22 protein-coding genes and 1 riboswitch are annotated in these 19725 nt (G+C 61.6%); of the genes, 5 read left to right on the top strand and 17 right to left on the bottom strand.

The window, feature by feature from the left end:
- The 5 genes from M2360_RS15145 to M2360_RS15125 all read right to left on the bottom strand — a co-directional run bounded on the left by M2360_RS15145 (window position 1) and on the right by M2360_RS15125 (window position 3914).
- Window positions 1–1416: a lipopolysaccharide biosynthesis protein gene (locus M2360_RS15145; protein ID WP_280776095.1), complete on the bottom strand. Its 1416-nt coding sequence runs from the start codon at window positions 1414–1416 to the stop codon at window positions 1–3.
- A gap of 136 nt (window positions 1417–1552) precedes the next feature.
- Window positions 1553–1981 carry a DUF1178 family protein gene (locus tag M2360_RS15140; RefSeq protein WP_280776094.1) on the bottom strand — a complete coding sequence of 143 codons (429 nt, stop codon included), beginning with the start codon at window positions 1979–1981 and terminating at the stop codon, window positions 1553–1555.
- Window positions 1982–2005: 24 nt separating this feature from the next.
- Window positions 2006–2836: a carbon-nitrogen hydrolase family protein gene (locus tag M2360_RS15135; RefSeq protein ID WP_280776093.1), complete on the bottom strand. Its 831-nt coding sequence runs from the start codon at window positions 2834–2836 to the stop codon at window positions 2006–2008.
- Window positions 2837–2839: 3 nt separating this feature from the next.
- On the bottom strand, window positions 2840–3094 hold the full coding sequence (gene grxC, locus M2360_RS15130) for a glutaredoxin 3 (RefSeq protein WP_280776092.1): 255 nt from the start codon (window positions 3092–3094) through the stop codon (window positions 2840–2842).
- A 37-nt stretch (window positions 3095–3131) separates the two neighbouring features.
- Entirely contained in the window at window positions 3132–3914 is a 783-nt protein-coding gene (locus M2360_RS15125) for a ComF family protein (RefSeq protein ID WP_280776091.1), read from the bottom strand.
- A 58-nt stretch (window positions 3915–3972) separates the two neighbouring features.
- Between M2360_RS15125 and M2360_RS15120 the strand changes: the two genes are divergently transcribed.
- Window positions 3973–4857, top strand: a complete 885-nt coding sequence (locus tag M2360_RS15120; protein WP_280776090.1) for a methyltransferase domain-containing protein — start codon at window positions 3973–3975, stop codon at window positions 4855–4857.
- A gap of 55 nt (window positions 4858–4912) precedes the next feature.
- On the opposite strand, the gene M2360_RS15115 is transcribed toward M2360_RS15120, so the two are convergent.
- The 5 genes from M2360_RS15115 to M2360_RS15095 all read right to left on the bottom strand — a co-directional run bounded on the left by M2360_RS15115 (window position 4913) and on the right by M2360_RS15095 (window position 8689).
- On the bottom strand, window positions 4913–5230 hold the full coding sequence (locus M2360_RS15115) for a hypothetical protein (RefSeq protein WP_280776089.1): 318 nt from the start codon (window positions 5228–5230) through the stop codon (window positions 4913–4915).
- Between the two features lie 97 nt (window positions 5231–5327).
- Window positions 5328–5744, bottom strand: coding sequence for a (deoxy)nucleoside triphosphate pyrophosphohydrolase (locus M2360_RS15110; protein WP_280776088.1), 417 nt, complete (start codon window positions 5742–5744; stop codon window positions 5328–5330).
- On the bottom strand, window positions 5741–6520 hold the full coding sequence (locus tag M2360_RS15105; protein WP_280776087.1) for a GNAT family N-acetyltransferase: 780 nt from the start codon (window positions 6518–6520) through the stop codon (window positions 5741–5743). Before M2360_RS15105 ends, M2360_RS15110 begins: the two co-directional genes overlap by 4 nt.
- A complete protein-coding gene (argJ, locus tag M2360_RS15100) occupies window positions 6501–7742 on the bottom strand; it encodes a bifunctional glutamate N-acetyltransferase/amino-acid acetyltransferase ArgJ (RefSeq protein ID WP_280776086.1) in 1242 nt (413 codons plus the stop codon). The genes M2360_RS15105 and argJ overlap by 20 nt, the downstream gene beginning before the upstream one ends.
- A gap of 92 nt (window positions 7743–7834) precedes the next feature.
- Window positions 7835–8689 (bottom strand): peptidylprolyl isomerase, encoded by an 855-nt coding sequence (locus M2360_RS15095; protein ID WP_280776085.1) that lies wholly within the window; start codon window positions 8687–8689, stop codon window positions 7835–7837.
- A gap of 239 nt (window positions 8690–8928) precedes the next feature.
- On the opposite strand from M2360_RS15095, the gene secA reads away from it, so the two are divergent.
- Both secA and M2360_RS15085 read left to right on the top strand, forming a co-directional pair.
- Window positions 8929–11628 carry a preprotein translocase subunit SecA gene (gene secA / locus M2360_RS15090; protein ID WP_280776084.1) on the top strand — a complete coding sequence of 900 codons (2700 nt, stop codon included), beginning with the start codon at window positions 8929–8931 and terminating at the stop codon, window positions 11626–11628.
- Between the two features lie 122 nt (window positions 11629–11750).
- Window positions 11751–12557 carry a hypothetical protein gene (locus M2360_RS15085; protein WP_280776083.1) on the top strand — a complete coding sequence of 269 codons (807 nt, stop codon included), beginning with the start codon at window positions 11751–11753 and terminating at the stop codon, window positions 12555–12557.
- A 7-nt stretch (window positions 12558–12564) separates the two neighbouring features.
- Here the strand turns inward: M2360_RS15085 and ubiG are convergent, their stop codons facing one another.
- The 5 genes from ubiG to M2360_RS15060 all read right to left on the bottom strand — a co-directional run bounded on the left by ubiG (window position 12565) and on the right by M2360_RS15060 (window position 16999).
- Window positions 12565–13314: a bifunctional 2-polyprenyl-6-hydroxyphenol methylase/3-demethylubiquinol 3-O-methyltransferase UbiG gene (ubiG, locus tag M2360_RS15080; RefSeq protein WP_280776082.1), complete on the bottom strand. Its 750-nt coding sequence runs from the start codon at window positions 13312–13314 to the stop codon at window positions 12565–12567.
- A 114-nt stretch (window positions 13315–13428) separates the two neighbouring features.
- Complete coding sequence (locus tag M2360_RS15075) at window positions 13429–14619, bottom strand: VWA domain-containing protein (RefSeq protein ID WP_280776204.1); 1191 nt, start codon at window positions 14617–14619, stop codon at window positions 13429–13431.
- A 4-nt stretch (window positions 14620–14623) separates the two neighbouring features.
- The gene (gene metA / locus M2360_RS15070) at window positions 14624–15571 is read right to left on the bottom strand and encodes a homoserine O-succinyltransferase (RefSeq protein ID WP_280776081.1); all 948 of its coding nucleotides are present in this window, start codon (window positions 15569–15571) and stop codon (window positions 14624–14626) included.
- Between the two features lie 51 nt (window positions 15572–15622).
- Window positions 15623–15700, bottom strand: a riboswitch (SAM riboswitch).
- Window positions 15701–15783: 83 nt separating this feature from the next.
- A complete protein-coding gene (locus tag M2360_RS15065) occupies window positions 15784–16626 on the bottom strand; it encodes a MoxR family ATPase (RefSeq protein WP_280776080.1) in 843 nt (280 codons plus the stop codon).
- Between the two features lie 109 nt (window positions 16627–16735).
- Window positions 16736–16999 carry a hypothetical protein gene (locus tag M2360_RS15060; protein ID WP_280776079.1) on the bottom strand — a complete coding sequence of 88 codons (264 nt, stop codon included), beginning with the start codon at window positions 16997–16999 and terminating at the stop codon, window positions 16736–16738.
- Between the two features lie 115 nt (window positions 17000–17114).
- Here M2360_RS15060 and M2360_RS15055 point away from each other — a divergent pair, with 115 nt between their 5' ends.
- Window positions 17115–18011, top strand: coding sequence for a CoA ester lyase (locus M2360_RS15055; RefSeq protein WP_280776078.1), 897 nt, complete (start codon window positions 17115–17117; stop codon window positions 18009–18011).
- Complete coding sequence (locus M2360_RS15050) at window positions 18008–18214, top strand: DUF1737 domain-containing protein (RefSeq protein ID WP_280776077.1); 207 nt, start codon at window positions 18008–18010, stop codon at window positions 18212–18214. Before M2360_RS15055 ends, M2360_RS15050 begins: the two co-directional genes overlap by 4 nt.
- Before the next feature lie 7 nt (window positions 18215–18221).
- Here M2360_RS15050 and M2360_RS15045 read toward each other — a convergent pair whose 3' ends face one another.
- Together M2360_RS15045 and M2360_RS15040 are read right to left on the bottom strand one after the other, a co-directional pair.
- Entirely contained in the window at window positions 18222–18770 is a 549-nt protein-coding gene (locus M2360_RS15045) for an N-acetyltransferase family protein (protein WP_280776076.1), read from the bottom strand.
- A 66-nt stretch (window positions 18771–18836) separates the two neighbouring features.
- Entirely contained in the window at window positions 18837–19583 is a 747-nt protein-coding gene (locus tag M2360_RS15040) for a Bax inhibitor-1/YccA family protein (protein ID WP_280776075.1), read from the bottom strand.
- Between the last annotated feature and the right edge of the window lie 142 nt (window positions 19584–19725).

The following is a 19725-nucleotide window of genomic DNA, read 5'->3' as shown; positions in this document are numbered from 1 at the left end:
TCAGGCTTCTCCCAAAGTCTTGGTTCCGGCAGTCGGCCGGGCGAAAGCGAACAATATGATTCCGAGTTTGCGCCGCACAGTCACGTGCAGGAGGATGGCCTCGACAGCCATGGCGCCAGCTGCTGCAAAGGCCGCGCCTTCGATGCCGAACAGCGGCAGCAGCACGACATTGAGCCCGATATTGACGGCGAGCGCCGCGACATAGAGCTTGACGCACAGCGTCTGGTGCCCAGACATGGTGAGCAGCACTTCGCCCGGCCCCACCAGCGCTTTGGTCATGATGCCGAAAAACAGGATGACCATCACGCTGTAGCCGGCAACAAAGCCTGGCCCGAACATCGCCAGCAGCAGTTTGCCACAGGCCAGCATCGCCAGGCCGACGGCGAGCGACGGCCAAAAGGCCCAGCGCACCGTGCGGCCAGCGAACTCCGCCAATTCCTGCGCCGCGCCGCGGGCATGCAGCGCCGAAAACTGCGGCGCGCTCGCCGCCTTCACCGAGAAGAATACGAACTGGACGAGAACGATGGTCTTGGACGCGGCGAAATAAACGCCGACCTCGGCGGGATCGAGAAACAGTCCCGTCACCACCGTGTCCGAATTGGTGAGCAGGAAGCTGAAGCCCTCGATCAGGAAGATCGGCAGCGCCACCCGCAGCCAGGAGCCGAATTCGACCACCGAGCCGCCGCGCTCATAGCGCCTGTTAAGCCGCCAGTTGATGTTGAAGAACTGCCCGATGGTGGTGGCGTAAGTGGCGGCGAGACTGGCCACCAGCGCGGTTTCAGCCGTGCGCGGCTCGCCGGCCCAGACAGCGGCCAACATGAAGACGAGGATTAGCGTCGGACGGATGAGATAGGTGGGGCTGAGCGCCACCACGGCCCAGGAATTGGCGCGCGCCGTGCCTTCCATCGTGTCGCCCAGCGCAATCATCGGCAGAATGAACAGAGCGATGAACAGCGGCGCGACGTAATAGGGCTCAAGCCGGTCTCCGAACAGGGAGAGCGCGATATAGCCGATCAGCGCCACCAGACTTGAGGAGACGAGCGCGAAGATCCGGGCGGTGCTGGTCAGACCCCGGACGCGGTCGTGATCCCGTTCTGCCTCGAACTGCGGCAGGAAACGGATCTGCGCGGAATGAAAGCCGAAACAGGACAGGTTGCCGATCAGGATCACCAGCACCCAGACGAAGACGAACAGGCCGTATTCATGCTCGCCCATGATGCGGGCGAGAATGATCTGCGACACGAAGGCGATGCCGGCCGACAGGATGCGGATGAGGAAGGCGATCAGCGCCATGCGTCCAGCGCGACTTTCGGCGTCGGAAGCGCGCAGCCGTGTCCAGATCTTGACCGCGAGCGCCTTGAACTGGCTCACGCGACCCGACGGAACGTCCTTGGCTGGGGCCTGCAAAAGGGCCATGATACGCAATACCCGAACTCATACGCGCGGAAAGGAACAGTCTCCGCTTGTACATGGGTCTTGGTTAAGAAAGGGTTGGGAAGGCTTGCCTATCGCTGACCATCGTGGCGCGCGAGCCCGCCAGGACGCAAGAATATCAGTTCACATCGTCGGGCAAAACGGGAAGCGGGGCGATCTCGACGCCTTCATCGAGAAGCGCCTTGACCTCGACAGGCGAGGCCTGGCCGATGATGCCGCGCGCTTCCGTCTCGCCGTAATGAATCTTGCGCGCTTCCTCGGGGAAGCGCTCGCCGACATCCTCGGCGTTGCTGCGGACTTCGCTGACGATCTCCCGCAACTTCTGCATAGCTTCGCGGCGCGTAACATCAAGCGCCAGCGCCGTCGTTTCGTCCTTGCGGCGACTCGTCGAGACGCTCGGCGCCATCAGCGTCTTGGCCACCGACAGGGAGCCGCAGACCGGGCAGGACACGAGCCCCGCCTCGGCCTGGCGATCGAAATCGGCGCTCGAGGCGAACCAGCCTTCGAATTCATGCGCCTTGTCGCAATGGAGGGAATAGCGGATCACGATCTCACTTATCCATGATGTTGATCAGGCCCTGACATCGGTCAGTTCGAAATCGCGCGCATTCTTGAGATTGGGGATCTTGGCGCGGGCGGCGGCGGTTTCCGTGATGTCGATATCGGCCACGATCACCGCCTCGCCGACCGATGGCGCGCGGGCGAGAATACGCCCCCAGGGATCGACGATCATCGAATTGCCATAGGTTTCGCGGCCGTCTTCATGCAGGCCGGCCTGGGCGGCGGCAATCATGAACACGCCGTTCTCGATGGCGCGGGCGCGGATCAGCACTTCCCAATGCGCTTCCCCGGTTTGGCGGGTAAACGCCGCCGGCAGGCTGATGATCTCGGCACCGGCAACCGCCTCGGCGCGGAACAACTGCGGAAAACGGACATCGTAGCAGATGGCGAAGCCCAGCGCGCCGAAGGGAAGACGCGCCACGCGCGCCTCAGACCCCGGGCGATAGACGGCGCTTTCGCGCCAGCTCTCGCCATTGTCGAGATCGACGTCGAACATATGGATCTTGTCGTAACGACAGACGAGCAGGCCATCGGGACCAAACAGCAGGCCCCGATTTGCGGTCTTGCCATCTTCGAGCGCGATCGCGGTCGATCCGATATGCAGGAAGACGCCGAGTTCCGCCGAAAGCGCCTTGGCGCGGGCAACGATCAGATCCGTCTCTTCCGGCCTGAGAATATCGGCGAGACCCTTGCGATCACGTTGCAACGCCCCGGTCATCTCGGGCGTCTGAATATAGACAGCGCCGCCGGCATGAGCCTCGCGAACGAGAGCCTCCATCTGCAGCGCATTCTTTTCCGGGTCGACGCCGGAACACATCTGGATCGCCGCGATTTTCGCCATGGATCAGGCCGCCAGCAAGGGATCGAGCTTGCCAGCCCGGTCCAGCGCATGCAAATCGTCGCAACCGCCGACATGCTGGCCGTCGATGAAGATCTGCGGAAAGGTGTTGCGGCCGGATTTCGCCATCATTTCCTCGCGAATGTCAGGCTTGCCGGTGGCGTCATGCTCCTGAAAGTCAACGCCCTTGCCGCCGAGCAGCGCCTTGGCCGCGCTGCAATAGCCGCAACCCTGTCTCGTATAGATTACCACGGACGCCATGCCTGTCTCCGTTCACCGCAGAAAACTTTTCTTTCCGTCATATAATGTCCGGCAGCGCCCTTGCAAAGGTCAAAACATCGACCCCTGCCGCTCCGCTGCGCTTGAGGAGCCGGGCGATCGCCGACACGGTGGCGCCGGTCGTATAGACATCGTCGACGATCATGATCCGCCGGCCGAAGACCTGGCTCCCGCCAGCTTCCGTCAGTCGAAACGCCCCGCGCACATTGGCGTCCCGACCAAGGCGCGTCAGTCCGACCTGATGGGCGGTGTTGCGGATGCGTCTGACAGCGTCCGGCAGCATCGGCAGTCCCGTTTGCCCGGAAAGCGCGCGCGCCAGTTCCGCCGCCTGATTGAAGCGCCGCTCCAGCAGGCGACGGCGATGCAAGGGGACAGGCAGCAACACGTCCGAGGAGGCGATCAGTTCCGCGCCGGCGCGCGCCATCCACAGCGCCATCATCGCGGCGAGTTCGGATTGATCGCGATATTTGAATCCATGCACGAGATCGCGGGCGGGGCCATCGAACAGACAGGCGGAGCGCAATCGGTCGAAATCGGGCGGATGGGCGATGGCTTCGGCCGAGACAACGCCCATGCCGAGATCGTGGCTGAACGGACTGCCGAGAATGTCGCAATAGGGTTTTTCGATGAAGCGGACTTGCGCCCAGCAGCCGGCGCAAAGGGCGCCGCCATTCATGACCAGCCGCCCGCAAGCCGGGCAAGTCGGTGGAAAGAACAGATCGGCGGCGGAACGGCGCAGCCATTGGCCGGTTTCCATTGCGGCGCGAGCAAGGCCGCGTCTTGGGCTGGCATGCTTCCACATCGCTTGACTTCGCCTGTCGTTTGGTGACTGTGCCGCCGATCCACGAGAGTAGCTGACGATGGAAATCCTGATTGATCCCGATCTTGCTGTAAAGCGCCGTCGCCGCGCCGCCCGCGCCTTCGATCCCAAGGCCGCCTTTCTGTTGGATATCGCGGCGGAAGAACTTTCGCTTCGGCTGTCAGCGATCGAGCGCCGCTTCGACGACGCCGTGGAATTGTTCGGCGCGACGGGCGCCGCGGCAAGCGCCTGCCTGGCGACGGGAAAAATCGACGCGTTCAAGTCGGTCGAGGTCGCGCCAGATGCGCGTCCGACCCTGCTGGCGGAGAGTTTCGAAGACGTGCCGCTGGAGGCCGAAAGCGTCAATCTGGTGATCGCGCCGCTCTGTCTGCATCTCGTCAACGATCTGCCAGGCAGCCTGATCCGTATCCGCCGAGCGCTGAAACCCGATGGTTTTTTCATGGCGGCGACCCCAGGGGTCGGAACGCTTGCGGAACTCAACGATGTGCTGCTCGAAACCGATATCGCGCTTCACGGCGGCGCGAGCCCGAGGGTCGTGCCGTTCGGCGAAGTTCGGGCGATGGGCGCGCTGCTGCAGCGGGCCGGCTTCAGCCTGCCGGTGGCCGATGTCGAAACCTATACGGTCCGCTATGACTCTCTCTTTGCATTGATGGCGGATCTCAGGGCGATGGGCATGACCAACAGTCTCGCCGCCCGCTCCCGCAGGCCTGTGTCGCGGCGCTATTTCCTGGAGGCGGCGCGCCGCTATCAGGAGAAATACGCCGATCCCGACGGCCGCATCCGTGCGACATTCTCGCTAATTTTCCTGTCGGGATGGGCGCCGCATGACAGCCAGCAGAAGCCGCTGCGTCCTGGTTCCGCCAAGATGCGGCTCGAAGATGCGATCCGCCAGGCGGCGGCAGCCGCAGATGACGAAAAGCCATAAACAAAAAACCCGGCGTTGAGCCGGGCCGCTTCGTCTCATATCCGCGAGGGAAATTTCAGCAGCCGTTGCGAACGCCGTTCTGGTCGATAATGCAGACATCGCCGGGATGGTCCTGCAACACGGATCGGCGGATGGTGTAGCGCTTGATCTTGCCGTCGCCGGTCGGGATAGAGCCTGTCTTGATGTCGTCATAGCCGAGCGTCGCGCCCGCCTGCATCTCATCGCTCTTTTGCGACACGATCGGCGTCAGGATCAGTGACAGCGCGATCGCCGCTGTGCCGAACAACAACGCGACATTGACGGCGCCGATGCGGTTGCGTCGGGCGTCGACAAATTCCCCGTCTCGGGACTCATTCCGGAAATCGTCGTCCATGTTCGCTCAAGCCTGTCGTCAGTCCGGTTTGGTTACCGGATCGATAATGCCAGCGCTTGCTAAACAGAGTCTTAACAGATGGTTATTCCACAGGTCGTTACGGCAGAAGATCGACTAGAAATGGCACAAGCGGGTCATCCGCCGGCGGCATGGGATAGTCGCGCAGATCCTTGGCGCGCACCCATTTGACCGCCTGACCTTCGAGCCCGCGGGCGATGCCTTCGTAGCGCCGGCAGACATAGAGCGGCATCAGGAGATGGAAATCGTCATAGCTGTGGCTGGCGAAGGTCAGTGGCGCCAAACACGGGATCTTGGTCTCGACGCCTAACTCCTCGCGCAGTTCGCGCACCAGAGTCTCCTCAGGCGTTTCGCCCTGCTCGACCTTGCCGCCGGGAAACTCCCAGAGGCCGGCAAGCGATTTGCCTTCCGGACGCTGTGCGAGCAGCACCCGTCCGTCGGCGTCGATCAGCGCGCAGGCCGCCACGAGAAGAATACGTTTGCCAGGCCCGCTCATGTGTCCTCGCCCTTGCGCCAATAGGCGTAATCGTAAATCACGCTGAAGCCCATATCCCTATAGAGAGCAACCGCGCCATGATTGGCGGCGATCACCTGCAGCCACGCCTTTCGCGCGCCGCGCAGGCGCGCCCAGCGCAGGGCGCCGGCCACGAGTTCGCGGCCCAGGCCTTGACGGCGCAGATCCTTGCGCACCACTACCTGCTGCAGCCCGGCAAGATCATTGTCCTGCACGCAAATCGCCACCGCGCTCGGCCCCTGGGCGTCTTCGAGCAAGAACAATCCAGCCGTCGGCTCGATCGCCGCGATGATGGAGCCGATCACCTCGGCGTCCGCTTCACGACCGTCATCAACCGACACGCAGGCTTCGGAGAAGCGGCGGATATCGTGGCTCGGCAGGTGATCCATGCCATGGGTGAGATCGATAGCATCCAGATCGGCCCCCATCACATGGGTCTCCGATCCTCGCAGCCAGCCTTCGGCGGTCAGCGCCTCGGGAAGCGCAGGCGGGCAGAGCGGCGATTGCCGCACCGTCGGCGTCACACCCTCGGCCAGGAAGCGTGCTTCCGCCTGCCGCAGCCGCTCCGTCATGTCGCGGCTGTCGAACGGATCGAGCGGCACCAGACTGTTCAGCCGCTTGGACGGATGGCCAGGCGTGATGCGGAGCTGCCAGCTGCCGTCGAAGGACACGGTCTTGGCCGGCCATGCGCGAAAGCCTACAGCCTCCAGCCGACGCACCAGAGGCAGGGTTTTCCCGTCAGCTGCGATAGTCGCCATTGATCTCAACATATTCCTTGGTCAGGTCGCAGGTCCAGACGGTGGCTTTTCCCGCGCCGAGGCCGAGCTTCACCCGCACCGGGATCTTGTCCTTCTTCATGACGGCGGACGCGGCGTCTTCAGAATAGGCGGGATCCCGCTCGCCTTCGACGGCGACGCGGACATCACCGAAGCTGATTTCCAGCAGATCGCGATCGGCGGGCTCGCCGGATTTACCGACCGCCATGACGACGCGGCCCCAGTTGGCGTCTTCACCCGCCACCGCCGTCTTGACGAGCGGCGAATTGGCGATCGACAAAGCGACCCTCTTGGCGCTTTCGTCGCTGACCGCGCCGGAGACTTCGACTTCGACCATCTTGCGCGCGCCTTCGCCGTCGCACACCACCTGATGAGCGAGGTCGAGAAGCAGGTTATCGAGAGCGGAGGCAAAATCGGCGAGAGCCGGATCGCCGGCCTCGGCAACAGCGGACTGGCCGCGCTTGCCGGCGGCGCCGGTGGCGAACAGCATCAACGTGTCGGAGGTGGAGGTGTCGCTGTCGACGGTCACCGAGTTGAAGCTCGGGCCGACGCCTTTCGACAACAGCGCCTGCAAGACATCCGCCGGAAGAGCGGCGTCGGTCACGACGAAGGACAGCATCGTCGCCATATCAGGGGCAATCATGCCGGCGCCCTTGGCGATGCCGTTGATGGTGACCGTGACGTCGCCGATGTTCGCGCTGCGGGTGGCGACCTTCGGATAGGTGTCGGTGGTCATAATCGCCTTGGCGGCCTCGAACCAGAAATCGCCGGTCAGGCGCGTAGCGAGGTCCGGCAGAACCGCGGCGATCTTGTCGGCGTTCAAAGGTTCGCCGATCACGCCGGTCGAGGCGAGATAAATCTCGTTGTCCGCAGCGCCCAGGGTGGAGGCGGCGGATTGCGCGGTGAGCGCCGTGGCGGCCTTGCCCTTCTTGCCGGTAAAAGCGTTGGCGTTTCCGGAATTGACGATCAGCGCCTTGGCCTTGCCATGCGGCAGATTGGCGCGGCAGAAATCCACCGGCGCCGACGGGCATTTCGAACGGGTGAAAACACCCGCGACGGTAGCGGGCTCGTCGAACGCCATCAGCAGCACGTCAGTGCGGTTCTTGTATTTGATGCCTGCTTCAGCAGTGGCCATGCGAACGCCTTCGATCACAGGCATATCGGCATAGGACTTGGGCGCGAGGGGAGATACGGCGTGCGACATGGGGACCTCTCTTCTAGGGGACTTTTCCCAGTCTAGGGTCTGGAGTTGAAGGCCGGATGGCGAAAGGCGCCTCGAAGGGCGCCTTTTTTAAATCAATTGGCCGGCTTGGAAGCTTCGGCGTAACCCTTGGCGAGGGTCGGGTCCTTGACCTCGATCTTGGCGGCGTCCTTGGACGTCTTGATCAGCTCAAGATACTTGTCGCGCATGATGATCTGGCGAACCTGATCCTTGACCTGTTCAAAGGGCGGCGGCGGGGCGATGCGCTTGTCTTCGACCTGAATCACATGCCAGCCGAACTGGGTCTTGATCGGCGCCTTGGACACTTCGCCCTTCTGCATGGCGAAAGCGGCGGTTTCGAATTCCGGAACCATCTGGCCCTTGCGGAAATAGCCGAGATCGCCGCCGTCAGACTTGTTCGGATCTGTCGACTTTTCCTTGGCGAGTTCGGCGAAATCCTTGCCTTCGCCGAGCGCCTTGAGAACCGCCTTGGCCTCATCCTCGGTCTTGACCAGGATATGGCGCGCACGAACTTCTTCCTGCTTCGGCATCGCCTTGATTTCTGTCTCGTAGCGCGCCTTGACGTCAGCGTCGGTCACCGCATCGACGACATGCTTCTTGAAATACGCGTTATGGAGTTCGCGATCGACGATGAAGGCGACGCGCTCCTTGAATTCCGGCGTCTCATCGAGCTTTTCGCCCTTGGCCTTGGCGGCGACGAGCTTGGCGTCGATCAGCGAGGAGAGAGCGGCGAGCCGCTTCTGCTCGGCGGGCAATTGCGACAGCTGCGGATCGATATTGCTTTCGGCGAGATCGAGATCCGCCTTGGTGATGTCAACGCCGTTAACGGTGGCGATGACCGGGTTCGCCGCGTCCTCGGCGAGCGCTCCATTGGAGGCGATCAGCAGGGCGGTCAAAGCGGTGGCGGCTAGCAGGCCTTTGCGAAACATCTTCTCACCATTCTGGCACAAAGGAAAAACAGGGTCCGGGATTTGCATTTTTCAAGCCAAAAGGCAATCGGAAAAGCGGGCGCGCCAGCGCTTGCCGTTGACAGACTACAAGGCCCCTCTTATCTGTCTCGCGGGTTTGCGCTGAAGACGAATGCGGCGCGGCGGAACGTTTTTACGGCTTGATTCTTGAGGCGCCGAAACTTCCGCATACAAAAGACAGTTCAGAAAGGACCATAGGCATGGTCAGTCTCGGCGGGCTCGCCCGTAAATTGTTTGGCTCTTCCAACGAACGCCGCATCCGCTCCTACAAAGTTCGCGTCGCCGCAGTCAACGCTCTGGAAGCTGAAATCAAGGCGTTGTCCGATGAGGCGCTGAAGGCGAAGACCACGGAATTCCGCCAGCAACTGGCGGACGGCAAGACGCTGGACGACATTCTCGCGCCCGCTTTCGCCGTGGCGCGCGAAGCGGCGCGGCGCGTTCTGGGCATGCGACCGTTCGACGTGCAGCTGACCGGCGGCATGATCCTGCATGAACGCGGCATCGCCGAAATGAAGACCGGCGAAGGCAAGACGCTGGTGGCGACGCTTCCGGTCTATCTCAACGCGCTCTCCGGCAAGGGCGTGCATGTGGTGACGGTGAACGATTACCTCGCGCAACGCGACGCCGCCCAGATGGGCCGCGTTTACAACTTTCTCGGCCTGACCACCGGCGTCATCGTACATGGCCTGGACGACGACCAGCGTCGCGTCGCCTATGGCTGCGACGTGACCTACGCCACCAACAACGAACTCGGCTTTGACTATCTGCGCGACAACATGAAGTTCGAGAAGGGCCAGATGGTGCAGCGCGGGCACAATTTCGCCATCGTCGACGAAGTGGATTCGATCCTGATCGACGAGGCGCGCACGCCGCTGATCATTTCCGGCCCGCTTGACGACCGTTCCGAACTCTACAACACGATCGACGCCTTCATTCCGCAGCTGTCGGATGAAGATTACGAGATCGACGAGAAGCAGCGTTCGGTGAACTTCTCCGAAGGCGGCACCGAAAAGCTGGAAGGCCTGTTGCGCGTCGCCGGGCATCTCAAGGGCGAATCGCTCTATGACGTCGAGAATGTCGCCATCGTCCACCATATCAACAATGCGCTGAAGGCCCACAAGCTGTTCCAGCGCGACAAGGACTATATTGTCCGCAACGGCGAAGTGGTGATCATCGACGAATTCACCGGCCGCATGATGCCGGGTCGCCGCTATTCGGAAGGCCTGCACCAGGCGCTAGAAGCCAAGGAACGGGTGCAGATCCAGCCTGAAAACCAGACGCTGGCCTCGATCACCTTCCAGAACTATTTCCGCATGTATGCCAAGCTCGCCGGCATGACCGGCACGGCCAATACGGAAGCCGAGGAATTCGGCAATATCTACAATCTCGAAGTGGTCGAAGTGCCGACCAATGTGCCGATCCGGCGCATCGACGAGGACGACGAAGTCTACCGGACCGTTGAGGAGAAGTATAAGGCGATCATCGCCGACATCAAGGAATCACAGGCCAAGGGCCAGCCTGTTCTTGTCGGCACGACCTCGATCGAGAAGTCGGAACTGCTCGCCGAACTCCTGCGCCGCGAAGACGTGAAGGACTTCCAGGTTCTCAATGCGCGCTATCACGAGCAGGAAGCGTTCATCGTCGCGCAGGCCGGCGTGCCGGGCGCGGTGACCATCGCCACCAACATGGCGGGCCGCGGAACCGATATCCAGCTCGGCGGCAATGTCGACATGCGCATCGACCGCGAACTGGGAGAAGTTGCGCCAGGGCCGGAACGCGACGCGCGCGAACAGGCGATCTGTGACGAGATCAAGGTGCTCAAGGAAAAGGCGCTGGCCGCCGGCGGCCTTTACGTGCTCGCCACCGAGCGTCATGAAAGCCGGCGCATCGACAACCAGCTTCGTGGCCGCTCCGGCCGTCAGGGCGACCCCGGCCGTTCGAAATTCTTCCTGTCGCTACAGGACGATCTGATGCGCATCTTCGGTTCCGAGCGCATGGACACGATGCTGGTCAAGCTTGGCCTCAAAGAAGGCGAAGCGATCATCCATCCGTGGATCAACAAGGCGTTGGAGCGCGCGCAGAAGAAGGTCGAAGCCCGCAACTTCGACATCCGCAAGAATCTTCTCAAATATGACGACGTGCTCAACGACCAGCGCAAGGTGGTCTATGAGCAGCGCCTCGAATTGATGGAAGCCGCAAGCGTCACCGAGACGATCGACGACATGCGCGACGAGGTCATCGAGGTGATCACCAAGAAGCACATTCCCGAGCGCGCCTATGCCGAACAATGGGATGTCGCAGCGCTGCGCCAGGAAATCCGCGACACGCTCGGCCTCGACCTGCCTGTCGACGCCTGGGCGGCCGAGGAAGGCATCGCCGAAGACGACATCGTGCAGCGCGTCAAGGAAGCCGCCGATGCGGTCATGAAGGACAAAGCCGAACGTTTCGGCGCTGATCTCATGACCTATATCGAACGGTCGATCGTGCTGCAGACCATGGATCATCTCTGGCGCGAGCATATCGTCAATCTCGAACATCTGCGCTCGGTCATCGGCTTCCGCGGCTATGCCCAACGCGACCCGCTGCAGGAATACAAACAGGAAGCCTTCGAGCTGTTCCAGGCGCTGCTGGCCAATATGCGCAATACGGTGGTGAGCCAGCTGATGCGCGTCGAACTCGCCCAGAGCGCGCCCGAGCCCGGTCTGCCGCCGATGGAAGGCCATCATATCGACGCCTCGACTGGCGAAGACGACTTCGGCGAAGGCGGCTTCCAGGCGACCGAAATCCGCCGCGATCCCAACGACCCTTCGAGCTGGGGCGAAGTCGGACGCAACGAGCCCTGCCCCTGCGGCTCCGGCAAGAAATACAAGCACTGCCACGGGTCCTACGAGACAGTCTGAGGGCGCCTCGAACGGTTTGACGAAGCCGCGCAGCCGTAAGGGCAGCGCGGCTTTTTTATTTACATCAGCCTCCGCCCGCGCCAAGAAGACGCGACGGATACTCGTGATCGGACCCCTCAGGCATGTTCATCTCCAAGAAGGTTGTCTATCTGGAAATGCAGAAGACCGGCAGCACGCATGTGCGCCAGGTGCTCAAGCGGTATGTCGGCGGCAAGACCGGCGAGCGGCATGAGCAACTCACCGACTTCGAGAGCGTCAAGGATCGACTCATCGTCTCATCCGTGCGCAATCCTTGGGACTGGTATGTCTCGCTATGGTCTTTCGGCTGTTCCGGCTCCGGTGGGTTTGCGCGCTATCTGACCCACGCGCCCTTCAGCGAGATCAGGCATGCGGCGCGGCATTCCGGCTGGAAAGCTGGCCTTTCCGCAACGGCGCGCGCCTTCACCCGCATCGGCAGGCATCCCCGATGGCGAAAGCTCTATTCGGATGCCGAAAACCAGGACCATTTCCGCGAATGGCTGAAGCTGCTTCTGGGAGCGGAAGGCCTGTTCATCGCCAAGGAAGCCTATGCCTCAAGCGCCATCCGCAACGAGGTCGGCTTCATGACTTTCCGGTTTCTGGCGCTGACGACGGAGTTCAACGCCTGGAACAGTCTGGGCCGCCAGACAGAGACTCGCCAACAGATCCGCGATTTCGTTACCAAACACGGCATCGCCAGACGAATTCTGCGCATGGAGCAACTGAACCAGGATCTTCATGACCTGCTCGCCGAGATCGGCAAGCCGATTTCAATGGAAACTCTGGACGCGATCGGCAAGACCAATGCCAGATCGCACGCGAAATATGGTCACTACTACGACACTGAGACCATCGAACTCGTCGCACGGCGCGACTGGCTGATCATCGAGCGCTTCGGCTACACGGCCTGAGGTCTGCTCAGACCGGCTTCTTTTCCGCCACCAGCATGTAATTCACATCCATGTCCTTGGACAGGTTCCACTGGTTCTGGAGCGGATTGAAGAAGACGCCGGTGCGCTCGGTCACCGTCATCTGGCCCACGCCGAGTGGCGCTTCGATTTCCTCGGGACGCACCAGTTTCTCATATTGATGCGTGCCGCGCGGCAGCCAGCGCAGCACATATTCGGCGCCGACGATGGCAAAGGCCGCGGCTTTCAGCGTACGATTGATGGTCGCGACGAACATCAGTCCGCCGGGCTTCACCAGTGACGCGCAGGTTTCCATAAAAAACGCGACGTCGGCGACATGTTCGACCACTTCCATGTTGAGAATGACGTCGAATTGCTCGCCATCGGCCGCCAATTGTTCGGCGGTGACGGCGCGATAATCGACGGTGACGCCGGATTGTTCGGCATGGATGCGGGCGATGCCGATATTCTTTTCAGACGCATCCGCGCCGACGACACTAGCGCCCATTCGCGCCACGGGTTCGGACAGCAGTCCGCCGCCGCAGCCGATATCGAGCACGCGAAGGCCGCTCAGCGGCAAATGCGCCTTGGGGTCACGGCCGAAATGGGCCGACACTCTGTCGCGAATATACTCAATGCGCACGGGATTGAACTTGTGCAGCGGGCGGAACTTGCCGGTCGGGCTCCACCATTCCGCCGCCATGGCGGAGAAGCGATCAACTTCGGACTGGTCGATGGTGGTCTTGGCGGCTTCGGTCATCGCGACGCTCCTTCGTTCCGGCGCCGGTCTCTTTCCGACGCAACAGGCTTTCGCCCTTATACGCTGGATTGTCAGTTCGGCCTTGTAAGGCCCGAAGTCAAGATCGACAGGCGCTCAGCGCGACAGTTCTTTTGCCGCAGCCTCAAGCCCGCCCAATGTGAGAGGATACATTTTGCCGGCGAACAATTGTCGGATCATGGCGATGGACTGCGTATAGCCCCACTGACTTTCCGGCAACGGATTGAGCCAGGCCCATTTGCGGAAATGGCCCGTCACCCGGTCGAGCCAGACAGCGCCGGGCTCCCGGTTCCAATGTTCGACCGATCCGCCGGCCATGCTGATCTCGTAGGGGCTCATCGCCGCGTCGCCCACGAACACCACTTTGTAATCGGGACCATAGGTGCGCAGCACCTCGTCAGTGGGGATGACCGAGGCCCGTCGCCGCAGATTGTCCTTCCACACGCCCTCATAGAGGCAGTTGTGGAAGTAGAAATATTCCAGCTGTCGGAATTCCGAACGCGCCGCCGAAAACAGCTCTTCGGCGACTTTCACATGATCATCCATGGAGCCGCCGATATCGAAGAACATCAGAAGCTTCACCCGGTTGCGCCGCTCCGGCCGGGTTTGGATGTCGAGCCAGCCATGTTCGGCGGTTGCGCGGATCGTGCCGTCGAGATCGAGCTCTTCGGCCGCGCCATCGCGCACCCAGCGCCGCAGCCGCTTCAGCGCCACCTTGATATTGCGCGTGCCAAGCTCGACCTCGTCGTCGAGATTGCGGAAATGCCGCTCGTCCCAGACCTTCACCGCCTTGCGATGCCGGCTTTCGTTTTGGCCGATGCGCACGCCTTCGGGATTATAGCCGCCGGCGCCGAAAGGCGAGGTTCCGCCGGTTCCGATCCATTTGTTGCCGCCCTGATGCCGCTCCTTCTGCTCGGCAAGCCGCTGCCTCAACGTCTCCATGAGCGTGTCGAAGCCGCCGAGGCTTTCAACCAGCGCCTTCTCCTCTTCCGACAGATGCCGGTCGGCGAGCCGCCGCAGCCATTCCTCCGGCAGATCGACAGGGCCGCTCGCCTCGCCTGAGGCGTCTCCCTGACCGATGACGCCGCGAAAGACCTGACCAAACACGCGATCAAAGCGGTCGATGAAGCGTTCGTCCTTCACCAGCGCGGCGCGGGCGAGATAATAGAACGCCTCGACGTCGAAATCGGCCACGCCCTCCTTCATCGCCTCCATCAGCGTCAGATATTCCCGGAGCGTGACCGGGACCTGAGCCGATTTGAGTTCGAGGAAGAAGGGCAGGAACATGGGCTCAGGCCGTTTCTGTCTCGCGGCCATGCGCGCGCTGACCAATATCGGCGAGATTATATTCCGTCGTCTGATAGACCTGATTGATCCAGTTGCCGAACAGGAGATGCGCATGGCTCCGCCAGCGGTTGAGCGGCTGTTTGGCGGGATCATTGTCCGGGAAATAGTTCTCTGGCGGCTTGACTGGCACGCCCGCCGCCTGATCGCGGAAATATTCGTCGGCCAGCGAGGTCGAGTCATATTCGACGTGATTGAACATATAGAGCCGGTTACCACGTTTTTCGGCCACCATGCAGACGCCGGTCTCATGCGAGGTCATCAGCACGTCGAGCCCGGTTTTCGGATCGATGTCCTTGCGCAGCACTTCCGTCCAGCGCGACACCGGCACGGCGAAGTCATCGGAAAAGCCGAGCAGATAGGGCGAGGCCGGGTTGAGGTTGCGGTGGCGATAGACGCCGAAAGCCTTTTCCGACAGCGTGTATTTCGGCACTTTGTGGAAGTGGTAGATGGCCGCCATCGCGCCCCAGCAGATGTTCAGCGTCGAATGAACATTGGTCTCGGTCCAGTCGAAGATCGCCTTCATCTCGTCCCAATAGGTAACGTCTTCGTAATCGAGCAATTCCACCGGCGCGCCGGTGATGATGAAGCCGTCGAACTTGCGGTCCTTCACCTCGTCCCAGGTCTTGTAGAAGGACAGGAGATGATCCTCGGACGTGTTCTTGGACTTGTGGCCGCCGACGCGGACCAGCGACAGTTCCACCTGCAAGGGAGACGCGCCGACCAGACGGGCGATCTGGATCTCCGTCTTGATCTTGTTGGGCATCAGGTTGAGAAGGCCGATCTGCAACGGACGGATGTCCTGCCGGATGGCGACCGAATCGGTCATCACGGGAACGCCTTCCTCGACAAGTGTCTGGAACGCGGGCAGTTGGTCGGGAATCTTGATGGGCATCGGGGCACTCCTTAACGCCGGCGCCGAAATACAATTCGCCGGTCCCCTCGCCCCTTCGCGCGGTGGCCCTATTTAGCAAATTGTTTAACGTGGCTGCAAGCCGGCCGGCAAATCACCACGGTTTTATCTGTCATATACCGGGCGACGCCAATTTTCAATCTGGCGAAAGCAAGTCGTTTGACGGGCGAAAGGCTTGCTCAGGGCCTATCGCCCTAACGCATCTCGCGCCGCGCCATGAAGGCTAGCCGTTCAAAGAGATGCACATCCTGTTCGTTCTTGAGCAGCGCGCCATGCAGGCGCGGCAGGGCATTGGCGGGATTGGACGCCAGAGTTTCGGGCTCCACATCCTCCGACACCAGCAGCCGGATCCAGTCGAGCGCCTCGGATGTCGACGGCTTCTTCTTCAGCCCCGGTGTTTCGCGGATCTCGAAGAAGCGCGTCAGCGCCTGATGCAACAGGCGCTGCTTGATGCCGGGATAGTGAACCTCCACGATCCGCGCCAGCGTCTCGGCGTCGGGAAAGCGGATGAAATGGAAGAAACAACGACGCAGGAAAGCGTCCGGCAGTTCCTTCTCATTGTTGGACGTGATGATGACGATGGGGCGGTGTTTCGCCCTGATCGTTTCATTGGTCTCGTAGACATGGAATTCCATCCGGTCGAGCTCCTGGAGGAGATCGTTGGGGAATTCGATATCGGCCTTGTCGATCTCGTCGATCAGCAGCACCACGCGCTCAGACGCCTCGAACGCCTCCCAAAGCTTGCCCTTGCGAATATAATTGCGGATGTCCTGCACCCTGACATCGCCGAGTTGGCTGTCGCGCAGGCGCGAGACGGCGTCATAATCGTAGAGGCCCTGCTGCGCCTTGGTGGTCGATTTGACGTTCCATTCGATGAAGCGAAGACCGAGGCTCTCCGCGATCTGCCGCGCCAGCTCGGTCTTGCCGGTTCCCGGCTCGCCCTTGACCAGCAAAGGCCGCTCAAGCCTGATGGCTGCGTTGACCGCGACCATCAGGTCCTTATCGGCGATATAGCTGTCGGTTCCAGTGAATTGCATGTCAGGCTCGGGCGTCTGAAGAGGATTTTGTACGGCGGATGGAGGATACAAAAAAGGCGGAACGCATGTCCGCCTTAAACCGGCCTGGGTTTGTCACCCGGCCGCGCCGTTACATGTCGATAATGGTGCCCTTGCCGTCATTCCAGACGCGCATGCGCTCTTCGCGCTGACGCGTGCGATAGCGCGCATAAGCGCGCGCCGGCTGCTGTGTGGCGCCGGAATCGATCATTGCGGAGAGCCAGTGACCGAACGCCAGAACTGCCAGAGCGCCAATCACGGCAAGACCGATCGAGGCGGTAAACACGGCGGCAACGGCGACCATCGTCAGGCCGGCCAGGGTCAGGAAGAAAGAACGAACGCTTTTCATGGTCATCACCACTCCTTCGCGATTTAATGTGGGCGAGAAAGCCGCCTTTTGCAAGGGTCAGAGCGTCGCATGGTTTCCAGTTATTCTTGATCGGAGATGATCGATTGGCCATAACCGTCAGATGACACAGGTTTTTCGCCCCCCACGGCCCTCCCGCTCGCTTCTCTGCCTACCCGGCTCCAACGAGCGCGCCATCGCCAAATTGCCGTCGCTCGCCATGGACGGGGTGATTCTCGACCTCGAAGACGCGGTGGCCGATAGCGAGAAGGACGCTGCGCGCGACAAGATCCGCGCCTTCTTCGAGGCCCCGCCGATCGACGGGGTCGAACGGATTATCCGCATTAACGACGTCGCTTCGCGCCATGCGGAGAAGGATCTCGCGCTTGTGCTGGAGACCAGCCCTGACGCAGTTCTGATCCCGAAAGTGCGCTCGCCATCCGACATCCTCGACGTCGTGGCCCATCTCTCCGACAATGACGCTGCCGAGACGATCCGCATCTGGGCGATGATGGAGACGCCGTTGTCGATCCTCAACGCCGGCGCAATCGCAGAGACGGGCCGCACCGCAGGCGGCAGGCTGGATGCGCTTGTGGTCGGCCTTAACGATCTGCGCAAGGACACCGGCGTGCTGCCCGATCTCGACCGGACCTTCGTCACACCCTGGCTGATGCAGGTGGTGCTGGCGGGCCGCGCCTATGGCTTGAGGGTGATCGACGCTGTGTGCAACGAGTTCCGCGACCTCGAACGTTTCGACAGGGAATGCGCGACGGGACGGGCCATGGGCTTTGACGGCAAGATGCTGATCCACCCGGCACAGATCCCGGCCGCCAATAGCCGCTATCGCCCCTCGCCTGTGGAAATCGCTGAAGCGGAAGAGATCATCGCCGGGTTCAGCGCGCCGGGCGCCGATCAGCTCAATGCGCTTGACATCGGCGGCCGCATGGTCGAACGGCTTCACTACGAACAGGCCCTGGCGCTGAAGGCGCGGGCAGACCTCATCGCACGGAGAGATCCTTGAAAGTCTATCGTTTCCTCACCGGTCCCGACGACTCTTCCTTCTGCCACCGCGTCACCGACGCGCTCAACAAGGGCTGGGACCTGCACGGCGCGCCGTCGCTCACTTTCAACAGCGCGACCGGCCAGATGATGGCCGGACAGGCGGTGGTGAAGGATGTTCCGGGCAAGGACTATCACCCGGACATCAAGCTTTCGGAACAGTAAGCCAGGATCAGGGCCGGCGCAGGTCAGGCTCGGTCGAGGGAAGCGTGATCGCGCCTTCGCCGAGTTCCAGTTGCATCAGCACCGTATCGACCCATTGGCCGAACTTGAAGCCGGACGCCGGCATGCGACCGATATGCTTGAAGCCGGCTTTTTCATGCAGCGCCACCGAAGCGGGATTGCCGCCGCCGATCACGGCGATCATCTGACGCAGGCCAAGCTCGGCGCAGCGGCTCATCAGCGCGTCGAGCAGTGTGGAGCCAACGCCGAGGCCGCGGCCATCGGCAGCGACATAGATCGAATCCTCGACGAGATAGCGATAGGCAGGCCGGGTGCGGAAAGCCGAACCATAGGCGTAGCCCACGACATTGCCAGCCTCATTGACCGCGACGATATAGGGGAAATTCTGGCCGATGACCGTTTCGAAGCGCGTCAGCATTTCGGCTTCGCTGGGCGGCTCAAGTTCATAGGTGCCGATGCCGTTGAGCACCGATTCGCGATAAATCGCGGTGATGGCGGGAATATCGGCGACGGTGGCGTCGCGCAGGCTGATTTTCATGGCTGCCTCGCATTAAAAAAGGGCGGCATGACTGCCGCCCTTCGATGGTCATGACGTCCCGAGGTCTTACTCGCGGTTGCCCAGGAAGCGCAACATGAAAAGGAAGAGATTGATGAAGTCCATGTAGAGGCTGAGCGCGCCCATGACGGCCTTCTTGCCAGCCACTTCGACGCCATCGGCCTCCCAGTACATTTCCTTGATCCGCTGCGTGTCCCAGGCGGTCAGGCCGGCGAACACCAGCACGCCGATCACCGAGACGGCGAAATCAAGCGCCGATGACTGCAGGAAAAGATTGACCAGCGAGGCGATGATCAGGCCGAACAGGCCCATCATCAGGAACGAGCCCATGCCCGACAGGCTGCGCTTGGTGGTGTAGCCGTAAAGCGAGAGCGCGCCGAACGTGGCGGCGGTCACCGCGAAAGTCTGCACGATCGAGGCGTCTGTATAGACGAGGAAGATCGACGACAGCGAGGCGCCGACCAGCGCGGCATAGGCCCAGAAAGTCATCTGCGCCGACGCCAGGCTCATCCGGTCAATCCTGAAGGACAGGAAGAACACCAGAGCCAGCGGTGCGAACATCACCACATATTTCAGCGGGCTCATGTAAATCGCCTGACCGAAAGCGGTCAGCTGTCCGCCCGACACCGCCATTGCGGAGAAGGCGTAGGCCACGACCGCCGTCAGCGCCACGCCCAGCGCCATCAGATTATAGACGCGGAGCATGTAAGAGCGCAGACCCTGGTCGATATCGGCATCCGCGCGCGCGGCGGCGGGATTGCTCATTCGGGTTTGAAAGTCTCTCAAGTCAGCCATGGTTTCCTCTAACAAAGCTCCGATGTTGATCCGCCTGATCGGAACCCCCGTGAGAAGGATCGACGGCGCAGCTCGCGGAGCTCCAGCAAGCATGGCCTGAATATGGGACCCCCCGCTTCCGCTGGCAAGCCCGAATGCATGA

It is taken from the genome of Rhizobium sp. SG_E_25_P2, from assembly GCF_029892285.1.
In the GTDB taxonomy this organism is placed as follows: Bacteria; Pseudomonadota; Alphaproteobacteria; order Rhizobiales; family Rhizobiaceae; genus Rhizobium_E.
The sequence above is the reverse complement of the archived record's forward strand: the minus strand, read 5'-3'. Positions and strand labels throughout refer to the sequence as shown.